13 protein-coding genes are annotated in these 17,007 nt (G+C 72.8%); 5 read left to right on the forward strand and 8 right to left on the reverse strand.

Features of this window, described 5'->3' with window-relative positions; all coding sequences use genetic code 11:
* The first annotated feature begins 167 nt into the window (after positions 1-167).
* Positions 168-512 (forward strand): DUF6285 domain-containing protein, encoded by a 345-nt coding sequence (locus ACIBST_RS21845; RefSeq protein ID WP_397174006.1) that lies wholly within the window; start codon positions 168-170, stop codon positions 510-512.
* Positions 513-515: 3 nt separating this feature from the next.
* Here ACIBST_RS21845 and mctP read toward each other — a convergent pair whose 3' ends face one another.
* The 4 genes from mctP to ACIBST_RS21865 form a co-directional block, all read right to left on the reverse strand.
* The gene (mctP, locus tag ACIBST_RS21850) at positions 516-2,111 is read right to left on the reverse strand and encodes a monocarboxylate uptake permease MctP (RefSeq protein ID WP_397174007.1); all 1,596 of its coding nucleotides are present in this window, start codon (positions 2,109-2,111) and stop codon (positions 516-518) included.
* The gene (locus ACIBST_RS21855; protein ID WP_352329975.1) at positions 2,108-2,320 is read right to left on the reverse strand and encodes a DUF3311 domain-containing protein; all 213 of its coding nucleotides are present in this window, start codon (positions 2,318-2,320) and stop codon (positions 2,108-2,110) included. The genes mctP and ACIBST_RS21855 overlap by 4 nt, the downstream gene beginning before the upstream one ends.
* 229 nt (positions 2,321-2,549) lie before the next feature.
* Complete coding sequence (locus ACIBST_RS21860; protein WP_387675525.1) at positions 2,550-3,179, reverse strand: carboxymuconolactone decarboxylase family protein; 630 nt, start codon at positions 3,177-3,179, stop codon at positions 2,550-2,552.
* Positions 3,179-3,727 (reverse strand): VOC family protein, encoded by a 549-nt coding sequence (locus ACIBST_RS21865; protein WP_358286477.1) that lies wholly within the window; start codon positions 3,725-3,727, stop codon positions 3,179-3,181. The genes ACIBST_RS21860 and ACIBST_RS21865 overlap by 1 nt, the downstream gene beginning before the upstream one ends.
* 78 nt (positions 3,728-3,805) lie before the next feature.
* Between ACIBST_RS21865 and ACIBST_RS21870 the strand changes: the two genes are divergently transcribed.
* Complete coding sequence (locus ACIBST_RS21870) at positions 3,806-4,696, forward strand: SDR family oxidoreductase (protein WP_397174009.1); 891 nt, start codon at positions 3,806-3,808, stop codon at positions 4,694-4,696.
* Between the two features lie 93 nt (positions 4,697-4,789).
* Here ACIBST_RS21870 and ACIBST_RS21875 read toward each other — a convergent pair whose 3' ends face one another.
* On the reverse strand, positions 4,790-5,734 hold the full coding sequence (locus ACIBST_RS21875; RefSeq protein ID WP_397174011.1) for a helix-turn-helix transcriptional regulator: 945 nt from the start codon (positions 5,732-5,734) through the stop codon (positions 4,790-4,792).
* Positions 5,716-7,308 carry a CocE/NonD family hydrolase gene (locus ACIBST_RS21880; RefSeq protein WP_397174013.1) on the reverse strand — a complete coding sequence of 531 codons (1,593 nt, stop codon included), beginning with the start codon at positions 7,306-7,308 and terminating at the stop codon, positions 5,716-5,718. The genes ACIBST_RS21875 and ACIBST_RS21880 overlap by 19 nt, the downstream gene beginning before the upstream one ends.
* 89 nt (positions 7,309-7,397) lie before the next feature.
* Between ACIBST_RS21880 and ACIBST_RS21885 the strand changes: the two genes are divergently transcribed.
* Positions 7,398-8,183: an SGNH/GDSL hydrolase family protein gene (locus ACIBST_RS21885; RefSeq protein WP_397174015.1), complete on the forward strand. Its 786-nt coding sequence runs from the start codon at positions 7,398-7,400 to the stop codon at positions 8,181-8,183.
* A 116-nt stretch (positions 8,184-8,299) separates the two neighbouring features.
* Here ACIBST_RS21885 and ACIBST_RS21890 read toward each other — a convergent pair whose 3' ends face one another.
* Positions 8,300-11,797, reverse strand: a complete 3,498-nt coding sequence (locus ACIBST_RS21890) for a S8 family serine peptidase (RefSeq protein WP_397174016.1) — start codon at positions 11,795-11,797, stop codon at positions 8,300-8,302.
* 138 nt (positions 11,798-11,935) lie between these two features.
* Positions 11,936-13,375 carry a glycosyltransferase family 39 protein gene (locus ACIBST_RS21895; protein WP_397174018.1) on the reverse strand — a complete coding sequence of 480 codons (1,440 nt, stop codon included), beginning with the start codon at positions 13,373-13,375 and terminating at the stop codon, positions 11,936-11,938.
* A 238-nt stretch (positions 13,376-13,613) separates the two neighbouring features.
* On the opposite strand from ACIBST_RS21895, the gene ACIBST_RS21900 reads away from it, so the two are divergent.
* Together ACIBST_RS21900 and ACIBST_RS21905 are read left to right on the forward strand one after the other, a co-directional pair.
* Positions 13,614-15,740, forward strand: a complete 2,127-nt coding sequence (locus ACIBST_RS21900) for an anthranilate synthase component I (protein WP_397174020.1) — start codon at positions 13,614-13,616, stop codon at positions 15,738-15,740.
* Positions 15,741-15,831: 91 nt separating this feature from the next.
* On the forward strand, positions 15,832-16,977 hold the full coding sequence (locus tag ACIBST_RS21905; protein ID WP_397174022.1) for an amidohydrolase family protein: 1,146 nt from the start codon (positions 15,832-15,834) through the stop codon (positions 16,975-16,977).
* Positions 16,978-17,007: the final 30 nt, after the last annotated feature.

Genomic DNA, 17,007 nt, shown 5'->3' on the forward strand with positions numbered 1-17,007 from the left:
GGTAGAGACACGCCGATCGCGGGGGAAGGTCTGTCGTCCCGGGGGGGAGAAAGGTCATCCACGGGCCGGGGGCCTTGACAGGCAGGGGGAACGATCCTTATGCCTGGGCTCACGACTGGCCGTGCGCGGGCGTACGGCTCCGGAGCCGAGGGACGGGAGTGCCGCCGATGGCGCAGCCCCATGACGTGCCCACCGCCGCGCAGCTCGTCGCGGCCGTCCGCGGGTTCCTGCGGGACGACGTGCTGCCCGCGGTCGAGGGGCGGGTGCGCTTCCACACGCGGGTGGCGATCAACGTGCTGGCCATGGTCGAGCGGGAGATCGAGCTGGGCCAGGACCAGGCCGCCGAGCACGCCGCGCGGCTGGCGGCGCTGGGCGTGGCCGACGACGCCGAGCTGGCCGCCGCCGTCCGCGCGGGCCGCTTCGACGGCGACGACGCGCTCACCGCCGCCCTGGTCCAGGCCGTCCGGGCCAAGCTGGAGGTGGCCGATCCCGGCTACCTCCAGCAGCCGTGAGCGTCAGTGGGACCCGGCCAGGTCCAGGTCCTTGACGCCCGGGTCGCCCTCGTCGGCGAAGTAGTCGCCGCGCCGGGTGGCGTCCTCGCCGTCGGCCACCTTGGCCGCCCGGAAGATCAGCGTGGCGACCGCGGCGACCACCAGGTTGACGATCAGCGCGAGGAAGCCCGCGTAGAGGGTCATCTTGGTGTCCAGGCCCAGGTTCGACAGGCCGAAGGCCGAGCCGCCGAAGTGCTCCTTGCCCTTGGCCGGGTTGGGGATGAGGTAGAGCATCCACATGCCCGCCGCCAGGCCCGCGGCCCAGCCGGCCATCAGGCCGCCCTTGTGGAACCAGCGGGTGTACAGGCCGAGCGCCACCGACGGCAGCGTCTGCAGGATGATCACGCCGCCGATGAGCTGCAGGTCGATCGAGAACTGCGGGTCGAGCAGCAGGATGCACAGCACCGCGCCCACCTTGACCACCAGCGAGACGACCTTGGAGACGTTGGCCTCCTGGGCGTCGGTGGCCTGCTTGTTGATGTACTCGCGGTAGATGTTGCGGGTGAACAGGTTCGCCGCCGCGATCGACATGATCGCCGCCGGCACCAGCGCGCCGATGCCGATGGCCGCGAACGCCACGCCGGCGAACCAGTCGGGGAAGAGCTGGTCGAACAGGTTCGGCACGATCGTGTTCGGGTCGCCGCCGACCGGCTTGGTGCCGGCCGCGATGGCCATGAAGCCGAGCAGCGCGATCAGGCCGAGCACGAAGCTGTAGGCGGGCAGCGCCGACATGTTGCGCTTGATGACGTTGCGGTTCTTGGAGGCCAGCACGCCGGTGAGGCTGTGCGGGTAGAGGAACAGCGCCAGGGCCGAGCCGAAGGCCAGCGTGACGTACTGGAGCTGGTTGGCGCCGTTGAGCAGGATGCCGTCGCCCGGCGCGGGGGTCTTGTCGAACTTGGCCTGCGCCATGTCGAAGATGTTGCCCCAGCCGCCCAGCTTGGCCGGGATGTAGATGACCGCGGCCAGGATCACGATGTAGATCAGCGCGTCCTTGACGAAGGCGATCAGCGCGGGCGCGCGCAGGCCCGACTGGTAGGTGTAGGCCGCCAGGATCGCGAAGGCGATGATGATCGGCAGGTGCCCGGTGATGCCCATCGACTTCAGCACGGCCTCGATGCCGACGAGCTGCAGCGCGATGTACGGCATCGTGGCCACCAGTCCGGTGATGGCGATCAGCAGCGCCAGCGTCGGCGACCCGAACCGGGCCCGGACGAAGTCGGCCGGCGTGACGAACCCGTGCACGTGCGAGACCGACCACATCCGCGCCAGCACCAGGAACACCAGCGGGTAGACCACCACGGTGTAGGGCAGCGCGTAGAAGCCGAGCGCGCCGGAGCTGAACACCAGCGCGGGCACGGCCACGAACGTGTAGGCGGTGTACAGGTCGCCGCCGACCAGGAACCAGGTGACCCACGAGCCGAAGCTGCGGCCGCCGAGGCCCCACTCGTTGAGGCTGGCCAGGTCGGTGGGCCGCCGCCAGCGGGCCGCCACGAAGCCCATGCCGCTGACCAGGATGAACAGCAGCCCGAAGACGACCAGCTCGGTCACGTGCCCGCTCATTTGGTCATCCTGTAGACGATCGTGGTGCAGCCGACGCCGACCACGATGAAGGCGAGCTGCAGCCAGTAGAACAGCGGGAAGCCGAGCAGGCGCGGCTCGTCGGAGTTGAACAGGAACGTCAGCAGCGGCAGCACGATCGGCACGACCAGCAGCCAGTTCCACGGGCTGCGGTCGGTACGCGGCGGCTGCCCGGATTCCCCGGTAGTCATCGGCCCTCCGATTGGGGGATCAGGAGCGGCGTGTTGACCGGCTCCTGACAACGTCGTCAATGGAGGGAGATTAGCTTTCCGGTGGTATTAAACCCAATGTCCGGAACATTACGGTTTGGCCTAAATGTCGAGATGAAATCTCAATATGCGAGACCAAAGCCACCCCTCGCCAACGGCACGTTAAGTCGCTCCCGCGCCGCGCGGAACGGGGCGATCGGCGAATGGTCGGCTACTCGCGACGAACGGTCACTTCGTCGGCGATGTCGCGCGTGCCGTACCCCTCGGGAGCGGGCACCTCGGTGATCGGGTCGGGGCGGTCGTCGAACTCCAGCCGCAGCGCCCGGGCCATGGTGGCGTGCATCTCGTACAGGCAGACGATGTAGGTCAGCTCCAGGATCTGCTCGTCGGGCAGGTGGGCGCGCAGCACGGCGAACACCTCGTCGTGCACCCGGCCGCCGTCGAGCACCAGGCCGTCGGTGTAGGCCAGCACCGCCCGCTCCAGCTCGCCGAACCGGTCGCTGACCTGCCAGGAGGCCACCGCCCGCACCTTCTCCTCGGGCACGCCGAGCGCCCTGAGCTGCTTGCAGTGCTGGGAGTAGACGAACTGGCTCTGCCGCGCCCAGCCCGCCCTGGTCTGCCCCAGCTCGCGCAGCACCGGGTCCAGCCGGGACTCCCGGTAGATCTGGAAGCCCTTGACGCAGTGGCGGAAGATCTTGGGGTCGAGGGCGAAGACCGTCCACCAGTCGCCCGGCGAGCCGGTCGCGGTCCCCGTGCCGTCGGGCGACAGCAGCCGGTCGTGGAAGAACCGGACGACGGGGTCGGTCACCTCCTCGGGCGGCACCCGCCGCAGGCGCGGCATCAGACGGTCCGGTCGGCGGCGGTCCTGGGCTCGTGCCGGACGTCGCCCGGCTGCCCGACCGGCCGCGTCCAGGCGGCGAACTCCACCAGGATCCCGTCGGGGTCCTTGAAGTAGATGGACCGGACGAAGACGCCCTCGTGCATCGCGGGCGCCACGCCGAACTCGCTGTCGTCGTGGTTGAGCAGCACGCCCACGTCGATGCCCTTGGCCACCAGCCGGTCGCGGTACTCCTCGATGCGCTCGGGCGGCACGTCGAAGGCGATGTGGTTCATCGAGCCGACCGCCGACAGCAGCTCGCCCCGGTCCGGCAGGTTCTTCGGCGCCGAGACCCCCGGCACGCCCTCGGGCGCGTCGGGGAACCAGAAGAAGGCCAGCGCGTTGCCGCCGCCGCAGTCGAAGAAGAAGTGCTGACCCCAGCCCAGGGGCAGCTCGATCGTCTTGATCAGCGGCATGCCCAGCACGCCGGAGTAGAAGTCGACGGTCTGCTTCATGTCCGAGCAGACCAGGGCGATGTGGTTGACCCCGCGGAGCTCGAATTCGCTGTTCATGGTAATCAACTACTTATCACAGCGTCCGGATGGAAAACATGACAGGAGGTGGCGGGTATCCGGGCCACGATCGTGCCCGTGATTGCTGTGGTGGCGGGCGCGACCCGCGGAACGGGACGAGGAATGGCGGTCGCCCTCGGGGCGGCCGGAGCGACGGTCTACTGCGCCGGACGCAGCACGCGCGAGCGACGTTCGGAGATGAACCGTCCGGAGACGATCGAGGAGACCGCCGAGCTGGTGAGCGCGGCGGGCGGGACGGGCATCGCGGTCCCCGTCGACTTCCTGGACCCGGCGGCGGTGGCCGGGCTGGCCGCCCGCGTCGAGCGGGAACAAGGGCGGCTGGACGTGCTGGTCAACGACGTGTGGGGCGGCGACGGCCTGTGGAAGTGGGAGACCCCCGTCTGGGAGCACGACCTGGACGACGGGCTGCGCCTGCTCAGGCTGGCCGTCGACACCCACCTCATCAGCGCCCGCCACCTGCTGCCGCTGCTGATCCGGCACGAGGGCGGCCTGGTCGTGGAGGTCACCGACGGCACCTGGGAGTTCAACCGGACCCGCTACCGCGAGAACGTCTACTTCGACCTGGCCAAGCTGTCGGTCAACCGGCTGGCCTTCGCCTGGTCCCACGAGCTGCGCCCGTACGGCGGGACGGCGGTGGCCGTCACGCCCGGGTTCCTGCGCTCGGAGGCGATGCTGGAGGGCTTCGGCGTCACCGAGGAGAACTGGCGCGAGGCGAAGGCGGACCGCGCGTGGATGGTCTCCGAGACCCCCGCCTACGTCGGCCGCGGCGTGGCCGCCCTGGCCCGGGATCCCGACCGGCGCAGGTGGTCGGGATCCTCGGTGACCAGCGGCGAGCTGGCCGAGGCGTACGGCGTCACCGACGTGGACGGCAGCCGGCCGCAGGTGTGGCGCTACATCGCCGAGGTCATGGAGAAGGGCGGCGACGGCGGCTGGGAGGACTACCGCTGACCGCCGCCGCGCGGCCGGGCAGTTCTCGACGCAGGTGGAGCCCCGTCACGCGGGCGTCCTCAGCGCCGGTGGAGCCCGGTCACGCGGGCGTCCTCAGCGCCGGTAGAGCTCGGCCATGCGGGCGGCGGCGTCGGCGACCTGGGCGCGCAGCTCCTCCGGCGCCAGCACCTCGGCCTCCGGGCCGAACCGCAGCACCTGGGTGAAGGCCACCCGCACCGACTCCACGGCCAGGTGGACGGTCCCGTCCGGCTGGAGCGAGGCCAGGGCGTCGTCCAGGGCGGCCGGGTCGGCGACATAGCGCAGCATGCGCCGGCCGGCCGGGGTCAGCCGCAACGTGATCACGTCCCTGAGCAGGGAGCGGCTGAACTCGGCCGCCTGCCCGGCCCAGAAGGCGGCCAGGTCGAAGTCCGCGTCCCGTTCGAAACGCGGCTCGCGGGCGCGGACGTCCCCCATGCGGTCCACCCGGAAGATCAGGAACCGCTCGCCGAGGCGGGCCACCAGGTACCAGGCGCCCGCCTTCAGCACCAGCCCGTACGGCTCCAGCTCCCGCGTGCGCTCCTTGTAGACCACCGTGACCGGCAGGTCGTTCCACACGGCCCTGGCCAGCGGGGCCAGCGCCGGGGGCGGCGGCGTGTCGGCGGCGTACCAGCCGGGCGCGTCCAGGTGGAAACGCTGCGCGGCCGTGGCGGGGGCGTCGCGCAGCGAGGGGGACAGCGCCGCGGCGGCCTTGAGCCGGGCCGTCGCGGCCACCTCCTGCAACCCCATCTCGCGCAGCGCCGCGGGCACCCCCGACAGGAACAGCGCCTCGGCCTCGGCCCGGTCCAGCCCGGTCAGCCGGGTGCGGTAGCCGTCCAGCAGCCGGTAGCCGCCGCCGCGCCCGCGGTCGGCGTAGACCGGCACGCCCGCCTCCGACAGCGCCAGCACGTCGCGGTGCACCGTGCGCTCGGAGACCTCCAGCTCCCTGGCCAGCTCGGCCGCCGTCATCCCGCCCCTGGCCTGCAACAGCAGGACCAGCGACATCAGCCGCGCGGCGCGCACAGCGGCAGCACCACGGCCGAGGGGCGGGCGGGGGAGTGGAACACCTCGACGTCGGCGGGCACCATCGGGCCGCCGGGCGCGCCCACCGGCTCGCCGGTGCCCGGGTTGCGGGCGATCGTCGGGTACGCGCCGGCCGCCACGTGCACCCGGATCCGGTGGCCGCGCCGGAACCGGTGGCCGATCGGCCACAACTCCACCCGGACGCGGCGCACGCCGTCGCCGTTCCCCTCGACGGCGGTCAGCCGGCGCACCCCCTCGCACAGGTTGAGCGAGCGCCCGTCGGGGTGCACGTCGCAGACCCGGACCACGACGTCCACGTGCGGCGTGCTGGATCGGACGTGGACGTCGGCGTGCACCGGGCCGATCATCTCCACGTCCGCCTCCAGCGCCGCCGAGCTGTAGACCAGCACGTCGCGGCGGGCCTCCAGGCGCCGCTGGTCGCGCGGCCTGGAGTCGGCCAGCAGCACGGGACCGCCGATCGCCGGCGTCGGATGGGCGGGGTGGTAGCGGAACCGGTCGGACCCGGCCTCCTCCGGCTCGCGCGGGTCCAGCCCGCCGCCCGGCCGCAGGTGCCAGCGCTGCTCCCGCATGCCCGGCACCGGCCAGTCGGGGTAGTCGCGCCACTCCCCGGCCCCGGTGACGTACAGCCGCACGGGGTCCGCCCGCAGGCCGGACGGGTCGTCCATGAGGTGGGCGCGGAACCAGGCCAGCGCCTCGGCCTTCGAGGGCCGCCCGTGCCGGGAGTCGACGTGGTACCAGGGCCCGATCGTCAGGTACGGCCGCCGCCCGGCCGCCCGCAGCGCCGCGTAGTCCTTGAGCTGCCAGGGCAGGAACACGTCGTACCAGCCGCCGAGCATGGTGACCGCCGCCTCCACCTCGCCGACCTTGAGGGAGAAGTCGCGCTTGTGCCAGTACGGCACGGCCGGGTCGGCGTGGTGGGCCAGCAGGTCGCGGAAGAACCGCAGCGGCCGGCCCGCCGAGGCCAGGTCCAGCTCGGCCACCGGCCGCCCCGACAGCACGGCCCGGCGGGTCAGCCTGGGGGCGGTCAGCATCGCGGCCCCGCCGACGAAGCGGCGCGTCATGGTGTCGGTCAGCGTGGTCCAGCTCAGCGTCGACTCCAGCGCGAACGCGCCGCCCACGTAGGCGGCGTCCCTGAACTGGGAGGCGGTGATCTGCGTGGCCATGGCCTTGAGCTCGGGCCCGGCCTCGGCGGCGACGGCCCACTGGGCGTAGCCGAGGTAGGAGGGGCCGAACATGGCGAACGAGCCGCCGTACCAGGGCTGTTCGCGCAGCCAGGCGATGGTGGCCAGGCCGTCGTCGTGCTCGTCGCCGAGCGGGTCGAGGCTGCCGCCGGAGCCGAAGCCGCCCCGGCAGCTCTGGATCAGCACGTGGAAGCCGTTCCTGGCGAAGCCGCGGCCGTACATCCAGCCGAACAGGCCGCGCCGGCCGTACGGCGAACGGATCAGCACCGCCGGGCCCGGCCGCCCGTGCCCCGGGGCGTAATGGTCGGCCAGCAGCGTCACACCGTCGGGCATCGGGACCGGGATGTCCCGCCGGAGCCGCACGCGTCTCATGTCCTAACCAGTAACAGATAGGGCGCGACGGGTGGTAGCCGGGGGTTACGGTCGCGTAAGGACAAAGGTCCTTGGCAAACTATCCGGTCATGGGACGAATCACTTCGTATGTCGCCCTAGGGGACAGTTTCACCGAAGGACTTGAGGACCCGGCCGACCACGGGTTCCGCGGCTGGGCCGACCGGCTGGCCGAGCACATCGAGGCCGACCGCCGCCGGGCCGGGGAGCCCGCACTGCGGTACGCCAACCTCGCCGTGCGCGGCCGGCTGATCGACCAGATCGTGTCGGAGCAGGTGCCGAAGGCGGTCGAGCTCGGCGCCGACCTGGTCTCGCTGTGCGCCGGGGGCAACGACATCCTGCGGCCGGGCAGCGGACCGGCGTCCGTGGCCAGGCGGCTGGAGGAGGGCGTCAGGACGCTCACCGAGGCGGGCAGCCGGGTGCTCATGTTCACCGGCTTCGACCTGCGGCACGTGCCGGTGATGCGGCTGGCCCACTCCAAGATCGAGGTCTACAACCTGCACATCCACGACATCGCCCGCCGCTACGACGCGCTGCTGGTGGACCTGTGGCCGATGCCGGTCCTGCGCGACCCGCGCGCCTGGAACGCCGACCGCCTGCACCTCAGCCCCGACGGCCACCGCCGGGTGGCGCTGCGGGCCGCCGAGGTGCTCGGCGTGCCGGTGGCGGAGGACTGGCGGGAGGCCTACCCGGCCAGGCGGCCGCCGGTCTGGACGGCCGCCCGCCGCGAGGACCTGCGCTGGGCCAGGACCTACCTCGGCCCGTGGATCGGCAGGCGCATCAACCGGCGCTCCTCGGGCGACGGCGTCGCGCCCAAGCGCCCCGACCTCGCCCCGCTGCCCACCGCCGGCCCCTGACCCCGGCCCCGGCCCGCCGCCGATCCCGGCCGCTGACCCTGGCCGCTGACCCTGGCCGCTGATCCGGCCGGCGGCCCGGGGTCCCGCCGTACCAGGAACGGCGGGACCCCGGACGGTCAGGGCAGCGCCTTGTCCGGGCGCTCGGAGACGCGCACGCCGTTGACCAGCGTGGCCCCCTGCCGGGCGGCGAAGCGCACGTTGAGCTGACCGTCGGTCACCTTCACCGTGTACTGCCTGGCCACCGCCGTGTACGTGCCCGCCTCCAGCGCCAGGTCCAGCGCCGGGATCGCGAGCTGGCCCTCGACGAGCACGTCGAAGACCCGCTTGCCCATCTGCGTGCTCTTCACCTCGGCGAAGTCCAGCTCCACCGTGTACGTCCCGGCGGGCACGCCGTCGAACCGGTACTCCAGCATGCCCTCCCTGGCCGTCCGGAACAGCGCCTGGTCGGCGGTGCCCGCGATGGTCCTGGACGTGCTCGCCGTCTTGGAGGAGGTCGCCACGTAGCCGTACCCGCCCTGGGCCCAGCGGCGGTCGGGCGTCCAGGCGTCGCCGTCGGCGTCGGTCAGCGCCTTCGTCCCGCCGGCGTCCACGGCCACCTGGAACTTGGGCACCACCACGGTCACCTTGATCTCGATGGCCGGCTGCCGCCCGCTGGCCGACTTGACGACCAGCTTGCCGGTGCGCATCCCGCCGGGCGTCACCCCGGCGCCGGAGAGCGTCACCCGCAGCGTCGCCTTCTGGCCCCTGGCCAGCTCGCCCGCCTGCGGCGTGACCGACGCCCAGTCGGCGTCACTGGTCACCGTGTAGGCGGTGGGGGAGCCCAGGTTCGTCAGCTCCAGCGTGCGCGTCCTGGTCGCCCCGGCGGGCATGACCGCGGTCAGCTCGGCGGCCGAGGCGCTCACCCGGCCGGTGACCAGGGCGGTGTCGATCCTGGTCAGCGTGCCGGGCGCGACCGTGACCGGCTTGGTGAAGGTGCCGTAGTTCTCCTTGGCCACCACCACGTCATAGTCGCCCGCCGGGACCTGCCCGAAGAACGACCCGTCCGCGCCGGTCGTGAACGAGGCCGCGTCGCCCAGCTTCACCGACGCCCCGGCCAGCGGCTCGCCGTCGTTGGCGTCGGTGACCACGCCGGTCACCAGGCCGTGCCGGCTCGCGGTGAACGTCACGCCGCGGCCGGTGGCCAGCGCGGCCTCCTCGTAGGAGTACAGCAGCGCGTCCGTGCCGGCCGCGTTCTCGATGCCGACCGTGGCGCTGGAGCCCTGGTCGCGCTCGCTCTCGACGTCCTTGTACCGGAAGGAGACCGAGCCGTCCTCGCCCAGCAGCGCCGCGAACGACACCCGCTCACCGGTCCCGCTGTAGAAGGTGACGTTGCGCCACTCCACGACGTACTGGCGGTGCGGGGCCGTGCCCACGACGCCGGTGTAGACGCCCGCCTCGGCGTCCACCTTCAGGTCGTCCCAGTACGGGTAGACCGCGTTGTTCGGCGTGCCCGTGCCCGGCAGGCGGCTGTTGCTGCCCGTGGTGACCCGGTCGGCGGCGAAGGTGACGAACCCGTTCGTGCTGATCCACGCCTTCGACTGCCCGGTGCCGTAGAACGGGACCGCGAACGGCAGCGTCACCTGCACGGCCTCGTCGTCGCCGGTCAGCGCCAGCCTCTCGGTCCCGGCGACGTACGGCTGCGCCGCCGCCCGGCAGGTGTAGCCGAAGCCGTCGCCGCGCAGCGGCAGCTCCACGTCCTTGACGGTGTCCCCGTCCACGGCGACCTGCGCGCTCGCGCCGCTGGAGCAGCGCGAGACCGGGGTGACCGTCAGCGGGTACGTCCCGCGCGGCAGCGTCATCGTGTACCGGCCGGAGGCGTCGGTGACCGCGCTCACCGGCGTGCCGCCGGCGGCCACGGTCGCGCCCGCCTCGGGCACACCGGCCGTGCTGACCGTGCCCGACAGCGTGCCGGACGGCTGCCGGGTGAGCGCCACGTCGCCGGTCGTGACCTGCTCGGCGGTCACCGTGGCCGTGGCGCTGCCGCGGTCGTAGCCGAACTTCTCCGCCGTCAGCGCGTACTCACCGGGCAGCAGGCGCGGGATCGTGTACGTGCCGTCCTGGCCGGTGACCACCGCGCGCGCCAGCGGCCCGGTCACCTTGACCGTCACGCCCGGCACCGGCTCGCCCGCCGCCGTGACCGTGCCGCGCAACTCGCCCAGCCCTTCGTCCGGCGCGGCCTGGACGGCGGCGTAGGCGTCCAGGCGGCCCTCGCCCCAGACGTTGTTGTCGGCCGCGGTGCCGCCGCAGCTCGTGTCGGCCACGTCGATCGCCGTGCGGTCCAGCAGCGGCCGGGTCGCGGCCACGTCGCCCTGGAGCCGGGGCGCGGCCGACCAGATCAGCGCCACCGTGGCGGCCACGTGCGGCGAGGCCATCGAGGTGCCGGTGTAGGAGTCGTAGTCGTCGTCCGGGACCGAGGAGCGCACGTTCACCGCGGGGGCCGCGATGTTCGGCTTGATCTCGCCGTCCTGGCCCTCGCCCTTGCTCGACCTGCCGTACAGGACGTTGTTGACGTCGAAGCCGCCGGCGCTGTAGCTGATCGCGTACTGGCCGGGGGAGCCGCTGGTGCGGCAGGCCGGGCCCTCGTTGCCGTTGGCGAAGGCGGGGAAGATGCCCGCGGCCACCCACGCCTGGACGGTCTCGACGTACCAGGGGTCGAACCCGTTGCCGCCCCAGGAGTTGTTGACGATGTCCGGCGCGAGGTCGGGACGCGGGTTGCCGCCGTTGAGGTCGGTCGGGGCCAGCACCCACTGGCCGGCGGCCAGCAGCGAGGCGTCCGTGCAGGTGTTGACCTCGCAGCCCTTGGCGGCGATCCAGCGCACGCCGGGCGCCACGCCGATGCCGTTCGCGCCCGCCATCGTGCCCATGACGTGCGTGCCGTGGCCGTTGTTGTCGCACGGCGCCGCCGACGGGCAGATGCGCGCCGGGTCGAACCAGTTGTAGTCGTGGGTGTAGGAGCCGTCGGGGTTCCTGCCCCGGTAGCTCGCGGCCAGGTCGGGGTGGTCGTACTGGACGCCGGAGTCGATCGAGGCGACCACGATGCCCTCGCCCCGGTCGCCCAGCTCGCTCCACACCCGCGGCGCGCCGACGCGGTCGACGTTCCACTCGACCGCGCCGGCCCTGGGCTCGGCCCGGCCGGTCACGGGCTTGGGCAGCGCGACGACGGTGACCGGGTCGATCCGGTCCACCTCGGGCAGCTCGCTGATCGCCGAGGCCAGCTTGGCGTCCGCGGTCACCCGGACGGCGTCGACGATCCAGTACGAGGTGTAGTCGGCCTTCTGGGCGTCCAGCAGCTTGACCAGCCCGGCCTGCGAGGTCCTGGCCCGCTCGGTCTTGGCCTGGTAGACGAGCTGCGTCCGGGCCCGCTTGGTGGCGGCCCGGCGGGCGGCCCCGAGGTCGGCGGTGCCCTTCATCCGGACCCAGAAGGTGGCCTTGCCGTCCTTGTCCAGCTCGGCCTGGACGGTCCGGGAGATCTTGCCGGGTTCGGGCGCCGCGTGCGCCGGGGCCTGGGGGACGGCCAGGGCGGCGGCGGTGACGATCCCGGTCAGGATCGCACGCCAGGTGAGGGTGTTGCGCACGTGCTCTCCTTCACGACGTTCACGACGGTGAGGAAGAGGTGATCTTTCCGCCTCTGTCGAGAAGGGTGAAGAGATCCTGTCGGGAAAGCAAGGGCGCTGATCCTAACAAGCTCCGAAAAATCCCGAAATGTAATGTGGTCAGCTGAAATGTCGCCACATCGGCCAGGTGGCGGACCACGGCCGCACGGGATCCCGGCACAGCCACACCGGCAGGCCCTGCTCCTCGTTGCCGACGTCCACGCCGTTGTCCACGCGGGCCTTCTGCTCGCAGGAGCCGAACAGCGCGCGGGCCCGTCCGCCCATGTTCACCAGGATCGCCACGGTCGCGTCGTCCGGCGGCGGGCCGTACGCCCAGAGCTGGTTGTGGCCGGAGTACACGCGGGTCAGGCCCGCCCGGTCGAGGGCGCCGTACTCGCCGTAGTTGCCCGTCACGACCACCGCGCGGGCCCGCTCGTCCGGCGGCAGCCCCTGCAGCACGCCGCCGACGGCGGCGGCGAAGCGCGGCCAGCCGACCGACTCGCGGGCCACCTCGTTGATCGCCGGCACCGGTGTGGCGGCCAGCGCGCCGACCGGCACGAGCGGCAGCGCGAGCACCGCGCAGGCCGCCGCGTTGACCGCGAGGAACGCCCACGCCGCGCGCACCCGCCCGGCCCGCGCCCGCGACACGCTCACGCACCCGGCCGCGAACAGCGCCACGATCAGCCCCGCGGTGTAGTCGAAGCGCCCGCCGCTGACCAGCGTCAGCACCGCCGTCACCGGATAGGCCACCGCCAGCGCCCGCGCCCGCCGCTCGCGCCACAGCCGGACGAACCCCAGCGCCGCGATCACCGAGACCACCGGCCCGAACAGCGTGAGCTGCATCGGCACGAACAGCGCCCGCATCTCGGCGCCCTTGTCCGCGCTGAGCGCGGCGGCCATCGACAGCTGCGGCCAGCCGTGCGTGGCCTGGTAGATCAGGTTCGGCGCGGCCAGCACGGCGGCCACCAGCGCGCCGCCCCACAACCACGGGCTGCCCAGCGCCCGGCGCGGCCCGGCGATCAGCAGGCCCGCCGCCAGGCCCAGCACCAGCAGCGCGATGAGGTGCTTGTTGTAGGTGGCCAGCCCGATCACCGCGCCCGCCGCGAGCCACCAGCGCGGCTGCTCGCGCAGCAGCGCCCGCAGCGCGAACAGGATCGCCGCCGTCCACAGCGGCAGGTCGAAGCTGACCGTCAGCAGCGTGTGCGCCGCGATCAGCGTGTACGCCCCGGTCGCCGCGCCCACGGCGGCCATCGTCTGGGCGAGCCGGTCGCCGCCCAGCTCCCGCGCCACCAGCGCCACCAGCACGACCACGACCGCGGCGGCCAGCGCGGGGAACACCCGCAGCGCCGTCACCGTGTCGCCGAACAGGCCGAGCGCCGCCTTGGCCAGCATCGGCGTCAGCGGGGGCTGATCGACGTACCCCCAGGCCGGGTGGCCGGCCAGGACGCGGAAGTACAGCTCGTCGCGGTGGTAGCCGTACCAGGGGCTCAGTGCGAGGGCCACGCCGGCGGTCAGGACCGCGGTCACCGTCACCGGACGCCACGCCCAGGGCCGTTCCATGGACGTCGAGGCTAGATCCTTTCCTTGCCGTTTGTCACTGCCGGAGCGGGTGTCGCGTTGCGCGATCTTGGTCCGCCGGTTAACCTGGGGGCATGCGAAATCGCCCTCAGATCCAGTGGTGGCGCCGCTCCTAGGCGGCGCGTTTTCGCATTCCTCTCAAAGGACGGCCGCCCCGGATGGCGGCCTTTCTCGTGTCCGCCCCCGGGGCCTCATGATGTGACGTGGTAAGGGGCAGCAAGTGGAGAGCAGCGGATATACCACCGCCGGGGGCGTCGGCGTCGAGCGCGAGGCACGCGACGTGTCGGAAGAGGCGCTCGAAGAGATCGTGACCGCGCTCGGCGAGCGGCGCGGCGGCGCCTTCTCGTCGGGCATGGACTACCCGGGCCGCTACAGCCGATGGGCCTTCGGCTACGTCGACCCCTGCCTGGAGCTGGTCGCCAAGGGGCGGGTCATCTCGGCGACCGCGCTCAACGAGCGCGGCAGGGTCGTGCTGCCCGCCGTGGCCTCCTGCCTGCTCGCCGCGGGCAAGCCGGTCAGCGAGCCGACGCCCGACCGCGTCGAGGTGCACGTCCCGGAGTCGGAGGACCTGCTGCCGGAGGAGATGCGCAGCCGCCGGCCCACCGTGTTCACCGCGATCCGCGAGGTGATCGCCGCCTTCGCGGGCGACGACCCCCACCTCGGCCTCTACGGCTCCTTCGGCTACGACCTGGCCTTCCAGTTCGAGCCCATCCGGCAGGAGCTGGCCCGTCCCGACGACCAGCGCGACCTGGTGCTCCACCTGCCCGACCGGATCGTCGTCATCGACCGCCAGCGCGAGACCAGCGTCGAGTACCGCTACGAGTTCACCGTCGACGGCGCCACCACCCGCGGCCTGGAGCGCACCGGCACCTCCGTCCCGCAGGTCGTCCCCGGCGAGCTGCCGAAGGACCCCGTGCGCGGCGAGTACGCCAAGGTCGTGGCCGCCGCCAAGGAGCGGTTCAAGCGCGGCGACCTGTTCGAGGTCGTGCCCGGCCAGGTCTTCCACGCCGTCTGCACCGACCCGTCGGCCTTCTACCGCAGCCTGCGCCACAGCAACCCGGCGCCGTACGAGTTCATCATCAGCCTCGGCGACGGCGAGCACCTCGTGGGCGCCTCGCCCGAGATGTACGTCCGGGTCAACGGCGACCGCGTCGAGACCTGCCCCATCTCCGGCACCATCGCCCGCGGCAGCAACCCGGTCGAGGACGCCGAGGCCATCCGCACCCTCCTGAGCAGCGTCAAGGAGGAGTCGGAGCTGACCATGTGCACCGACGTCGACCGCAACGACAAGTCGCGCATCTGCGTCCCCGGCACGGTCAAGGTCATCGGCCGCCGCCAGATAGAGCTCTACTCGCGCCTGATCCACACCGTCGACCACATCGAGGGCCGCCTGCGTCCCGAGTTCGACGCCCTCGACGCCTTCCTCACCCACATGTGGGCCGTCACCGTCACCGGCGCCCCCAAGACGTGGGCCATGCAGTTCATCGAGGACCACGAGGCCACCACCCGCCGCTGGTACGGCGGCGCCATCGGCTTCATCGGCTTCGACGGCTCCATGAACACCGGCCTGACCCTGCGCACCGCCCAGATCAAGAACGGCGTGGCCACCGTCCGGGCCGGGGCGACCCTGCTGTTCGACTCCGACCCCGAGGCCGAGGAGCGCGAGACCGAGCTCAAGGCCAGCGCCCTGCTCGGCGCCCTGGCCGCGGTCAACCAGCCCGACGTCGTCCCGCCCGCCGTGGTCAGGGAGCAGCCGGGGGCCGGCATGAAGGTGCTGCTGGTCGATCACGAGGACTCCTTCGTCAACACGCTGGCCGACTACTTCCGCCAGGAGGGGGCCGACGTGGTGACGCTGCGCCACGGCTTCCCGGCCCACACCATCGACGACGTCGCGCCCGACCTGGTCGTGCTCTCGCCCGGCCCCGGCTGGCCGTCCGACTTCGGCATGGCGGCGCTCATCGACGAGATCTACGCCCGCGACCTGCCCGTCTTCGGCGTCTGCCTGGGCCTGCAGGCCATGGTCGAGCACGCCGGCGGCTCGCTGGAGCTGCTCGACTATCCCGAGCACGGCAAGCGCGGCCAGGTCAGCCGCCTCGGCGACAGCGCGCTGCTGGAGGGGCTGCCCGAGGAGTTCACCGCGGCCCGCTACCACTCGCTGCACGCCAAGCGGCCCGGCGTGGTCGGCTTCACCCCGACCGCGCTCACGCCCGACGGCAACGTCATGGCCATCGAGGACGTCGAGCGGCGGCGCTTCGCCGTGCAGTTCCACCCCGAGTCGATCCTCACCCAGGAGGGCGGCGCGGGCGCGAAGATCATCGCGAACGTGCTGCGGCTCACCCGGCGCTGACCCGCGCCGGTTCGTCTGGGAAGGGGCAGGGTGTTCCTGTCGTAGGGCAAAACGTCCGCGGGGGCGTGCGGGGCTCCCCTAGAGTCTCCGCATGCTCCCCGTAGCCCTGCCCGACACGGTGCGTGACGCGCTGCTCGCCCCGCTCGTCGACCACCACTGTCACGGGGTTCGCCGGGACGACCTGACCCGGGCCCAGTTCGAGCCGCTGATCAACGCGGGCGGCGCCCCGGCCCCGCCCGGCACCACGCATTTCGACTCGCCGTTCGGCCTGAGCCTGCGCCGCTGGTGCGCCCCGCTGCTCGGCCTGGAGCCGCACGCGCCGCCGGCCGTCTACCTCGCCCGGCGGGCCGAGCTGGGCGCCGGAGAGGTCAACCGGCGCCTGCTGGCCGGGGCGGGGGTGGTGGCGTTCCTGGTGGACACCGGGGACGAGGACATCGACCTGCTGTCGGCGGCCGAGATGGGCCGCCACGGCGGGGCCGCCGCCGACGAGATCGTCCGGATCGAGCAGATCGAGCAGGACGTCGCCGAGTCGGCGCAGCTCGCCGTCGACTACCTCGACGGCCTGGCCGACGAGCTGTCGGCCAGGGCCGCCAGGGCGGTCGGGCTCAAGACGGTCGTCGCGGCCCGCTGCGGGCTCGACTTCGACCCGGCCAGGCCGAGCACCGGCTCGGTCATCGCCGGGGCCAACCGCCGCCTGGCCGACCCCAAACGGCCGCTGACCGACCCGGTGCTGCTGCGCCACCTGCTGTGGAGCGCGATCGACGTGGCCCGCGAGCGGGGGCTGCCGGTGCAGTTCCAGGCCGGGTTCGGCGGGCGCGGCCCCGACCTGCACCGTACGGACCCGGCCAGGCTGAGCGCCCTCATGGACGCGTTGCAGCCCCTCGGCGTGCCGGTCATCCTGCTCCACTGCTACCCCTACCACCGCACCGCCGCCTACCTGGCGGGCGTCTACCCGCACGTCTACGTCGACGTCGGCCCGGCCCTGCCGCACACCGCCGCCGCCTCGGCCCGCGTCATGGACGAGCTGCTGGAGCTGGCGCCGTTCCACAAGCAGCTGTTCAGCTCCGGTTGCCGCGGCGTGGCCGAGAGCGGCTACCTCGGCGCCCTGTACCACCGGCAGGCGCTGGGCGCGGCCCTGCTGGCCCGGCTGGAGGCGGGGGAGTGGAGCCCGGCCGACGCGGCCAGGATCGCCCACATGATCGGCTCGGGCAACGCCCGCCGGGTGTACCGCCTCTGACGGCCGCCCGCCGCGGGTGACGACTCAAAG

This window comes from Nonomuraea sp. NPDC049684, assembly GCF_044465345.1.
GTDB lineage: Bacteria > Actinomycetota > Actinomycetes > Streptosporangiales > Streptosporangiaceae > Nonomuraea.

What these genes read in the sequence shown, in the direction of transcription:
- ACIBST_RS21880 (WP_397174013.1), bottom strand. Translation starts at nt 7,308, where the DNA reads ATGAGACGCGTGCGGCTCCGGCGGGACATCCCGGTCCCGATGCCCGAC.
- ACIBST_RS21895 (WP_397174018.1), bottom strand. Translation starts at nt 13,375, where the DNA reads ATGGAACGGCCCTGGGCGTGGCGTCCGGTGACGGTGACCGCGGTCCTG.
- ACIBST_RS21905 (WP_397174022.1), top strand. Translation starts at nt 15,832, where the DNA reads ATGCTCCCCGTAGCCCTGCCCGACACGGTGCGTGACGCGCTGCTCGCC.
- ACIBST_RS21855 (WP_352329975.1), bottom strand. Translation starts at nt 2,320, where the DNA reads ATGACTACCGGGGAATCCGGGCAGCCGCCGCGTACCGACCGCAGCCCG.
- ACIBST_RS21845 (WP_397174006.1), top strand. Translation starts at nt 168, where the DNA reads ATGGCGCAGCCCCATGACGTGCCCACCGCCGCGCAGCTCGTCGCGGCC.
- ACIBST_RS21865 (WP_358286477.1), bottom strand. Translation starts at nt 3,727, where the DNA reads ATGAACAGCGAATTCGAGCTCCGCGGGGTCAACCACATCGCCCTGGTC.
- ACIBST_RS21885 (WP_397174015.1), top strand. Translation starts at nt 7,398, where the DNA reads ATGGGACGAATCACTTCGTATGTCGCCCTAGGGGACAGTTTCACCGAA.
- mctP (WP_397174007.1), bottom strand. Translation starts at nt 2,111, where the DNA reads ATGAGCGGGCACGTGACCGAGCTGGTCGTCTTCGGGCTGCTGTTCATC.
- ACIBST_RS21860 (WP_387675525.1), bottom strand. Translation starts at nt 3,179, where the DNA reads ATGCCGCGCCTGCGGCGGGTGCCGCCCGAGGAGGTGACCGACCCCGTC.